General features: G+C 69.8%; 3 protein-coding genes. 2 read left to right on the forward strand and 1 reads right to left on the reverse strand.

Annotated features, from left to right (window positions below):
• The coding region (locus G6018_RS00550) for a DUF559 domain-containing protein (RefSeq protein WP_182638457.1) at positions 1 to 660 on the forward strand (660 nt) is incomplete at its 5' end.
• A 131-nt stretch (positions 661 to 791) separates the two neighbouring features.
• Here the strand turns inward: G6018_RS00550 and G6018_RS00555 are convergent.
• On the reverse strand, positions 792 to 2054 hold the full coding sequence (locus G6018_RS00555) for an aspartate kinase (protein ID WP_182638458.1): 1263 nt from the start codon (positions 2052 to 2054) through the stop codon (positions 792 to 794).
• A gap of 71 nt (positions 2055 to 2125) precedes the next feature.
• Here G6018_RS00555 and G6018_RS00560 point away from each other — a divergent pair, with 71 nt between their 5' ends.
• A complete protein-coding gene (locus G6018_RS00560) occupies positions 2126 to 2992 on the forward strand; it encodes a DMT family transporter (protein WP_182638459.1) in 867 nt (288 codons plus the stop codon).
• Positions 2993 to 3194 lie beyond the last annotated feature (202 nt).

Genomic DNA, 3194 nt, shown 5'->3' on the forward strand with positions numbered 1-3194 from the left:
GCCGACGCACACGGCCACCCGTTCCCGCCGCGGGACTACCCCGACGAGTTCGCCGCCGGCTCGACGCGGGTACGTCGGCCCGGCATGATCGGCCGCCAGTACACGATCCCACGGGAACACGTGTGCCACCTGACCGGAACCGCGGGTGCCGGCCTGGCCGCGAGCCCCGCATGGGCGCTGTTCGACATCGCGCGGCGCGGTGACCTGACGGACGCCGTCTGCGCGCTGGATGCGGGTCCGTCCATCGGCGTCGACCCGGAGCGCGACGTCCGGCCACTCGCGATGACCCCCCGACGGATCCCCGGAAAACGCCAGGTCCTGGCGGCGCTCGACCTGTGTGACATCGGCGCCCAGTCACCGTGGGAGACCCGGACCCGACTGTTCCTGATGAATCACGGTCTCACGGGGTTCGAGACGCAGGTCCCCGTGCCCGGCCTTCCTTATCACCTCGACCTCGGGCGCCGGGACCTCAAGGTCGGCGTCGAGTACGACGGCGAGTACCACCGCGACCCGGCGCAACACGCCAAGGACCTCACCCGCTGGAACCGACTCCGTCGCGCGGGATGGCTGGTCTACCCCCTCACCACCACGATGGTCACCCGCGACGCGCAGGCGACCGCTGCCGACATCCGGGCCGGCGTCCGCGAGCGCGGCGGCTGACGGCGGTGCGTCGCGTGACGGCGGTGCGCCGACTCACGGCAGTGCGCCGACGAAAAGACAGTTCCGCACACTCGCTCTCGGGCGATGTGTGCGGAACTGTCTTCTCGAGGTGGGGGGTGTAGGGGCTCGGGTCAGCGGCCGGTGCCGGCGTAGACCTGGGCCTCCTCCTCGCCGCCCAGCTCGAACGCCGCGTGCAGGGCGCGGACGCTCTCGGGGAGCTCGTCCTCGCGGACCAGCGCCGAGATGCGGATCTCCGAGGTGGAGATGAGCTCGATGTTGACCCCGGCCTCGGACAGCGACTCGCAGAACGTCGCGGTGACGCCCGGATGCGACTTCATGCCGGCGCCGACCAGGGAGACCTTGCCGACGTTGTCGTCGTAGAGCACCTGGTCGATCCCGAGGTCGTCCTTGGCCTGCGAGAGCACCTCGACGGCCCTGGCCCCGACCTCACGTGGGCAGGTGAAGGTGATGTCGGTCTTGCCCTCCGCCTTGGAGACGTTCTGCAGGACCATGTCGATGTTGATCTCGGCGTCGGCCACCACGCGGAAGATCTTGGCGGCGTACCCCGGCTGGTCCGGGATCCCGACGACCGTGATCTTGGCCTCCGAGGCGTCGTGAGCGACTCCGGTCAGGACTGCGTCTTCCACGGGGATGTCCTCCACTTTTCCGGCCACGAGCGTGCCCGGGTTGGTCGAATACGACGAGCGCACGCGCAGGGGCACGTGGTACCTGCGGGCGAACTCGACGCTCCGCAGGTTGAGGATCTTCGAACCGACGGCCGCCATCTCCAGCATCTCCTCGTACGAGATGGTGTCGAGCTTGCGGGCGTCGGGGACGATCCGGGGGTCGGCGGTGTAGATGCCGTCGACGTCCGAGTAGATCTCGCAGACGTCGGCGCCCAACGCGGACGCCATGGCCACCGCGGTGGTGTCCGAACCGCCACGACCCAGGGTCGTGACGTCGCGGGTCTCCCGGGACACACCCTGGAACCCGGCGACCAGAGCGATCTTGCCCTGGTCCAGGGCGTCGCGGACCCGCCCCGGTGTGATGTCGATGATCCGGCTGTCGCCGTGCTTGGTGGTGGTGATGATCCCGGCCTGCGAGCCGGTGAACGAGTACGCCTCCATCCCGAACGAACTGATGGCCATGGCCAACAGCGCGTTGGAGATCCTCTCGCCCGAGGTCAGCAGCATGTCCATCTCGCGCTGCGGGGGCGCCGGGCAGACCTGGTCCGCCAGGTCCAACAACTCGTCGGTCGTGTCCCCCATCGCGGAGGCGACGACGACGACGTCGTTGCCCGCCTTCCTGGTCTCGACGATCCGTTCGGCCACCCGACGGATACGTTCTGCGGACTCCACGGAGGAGCCGCCGTACTTCTGCACTACGAGTGCCACGCGGTCACACCCTTCCGGTGTTGATCGGCTTAACGCAGCCCTACATTACGGGAGGTGTTTACTCATCATCGATGACTGAAACTTGGGTGGCCGTCCTCCTGGCCCTCGCCTCCGCCCTCAGCCAGGCCTTCGGCACCGTGATGCGGCACCGCACGAAGGACCGCGCCGGGGGTCGGCTCGAGGGTCGCTTCGGCGTCCTGGCCAGCAGGTACTGGTGGTCGGGCATGGCGATCAGCCTGGCCGGATTCGCCTTCCAGGGTGGGGCGCTGGCGTTCGGCTCGCTCATCCTCGTGCAGACCATCACCGTCCTCTCACTGACCTTCGCGCTCCCGCTCGGAGCCTGGGTGACGGGCCGGCGGGTGACCAAGACCGAGTTGTTCTGGGGGTACGTCCTGGCGGGATGCGTGGTCGTCCTGGTGATCTACGGGCGACCGACGGGAGGCGACGCGCACCCGCCCTGGTACGAGTGGGCGCTCGCGTGCGCGGCCGGGCTCGCCGTCATCGCCGTGCTGCTGCGTCTGTCCCGGAACCGACGCCGCAACGGCAACCGCGCGCTGCTCCTGGGTGTCGCCGGCGGTCTCGCGTTCGCCTACGTCGCGCTGCTCACCAAGGGTGTCGCCGACCGGTGGTACTCGGGCGGGTTGCTCGAGGTGTTCACCACGGGCGAGGTGTACGGACTGGTGGCGGCGGCGGTGATCGCGCTGACGCTGCAGCAGATGTCGTTCTCCGCGGGGGCCGTGCACCAGGCGGTGCCCGCCTCCACGGTCACCACGCCCGTCGTCGCGCTGGGACTGGGGGTGGTGGTCCTGGGCGAGTGGTTCACCGTCGACGGCCCCGAGCTGGCGATCCTGGCCGCGACCCTCGTCCTGATGGTGGTGGCGACCGTGCGGTTGGCCAACAAGGAGGTCGACCAGGAGACCCAGTCGGTCCCGGGGTGACGCGGGCCGGGTGGGCTGCGGTTGACGCGGGCCGGGTGGGTCCCGGGTAACGCGGGCCGGGCGGGCCGCGATTCCAGAGCCATGAGGACCCACCCCGAGCGGCAGCGCACGTCGATCCCATCGCTTACGCTGAGCCTCATGCGTCTCACCCGCCCCAGCGACACCTCGAGCAACGGCCGCGCCGCACAGGGCGGCCGCGATT

The organism is Dietzia sp. DQ11-44 (genome assembly GCF_014145205.1).
Lineage (GTDB): Bacteria > Actinomycetota > Actinomycetes > Mycobacteriales > Mycobacteriaceae > Dietzia > Dietzia natronolimnaea.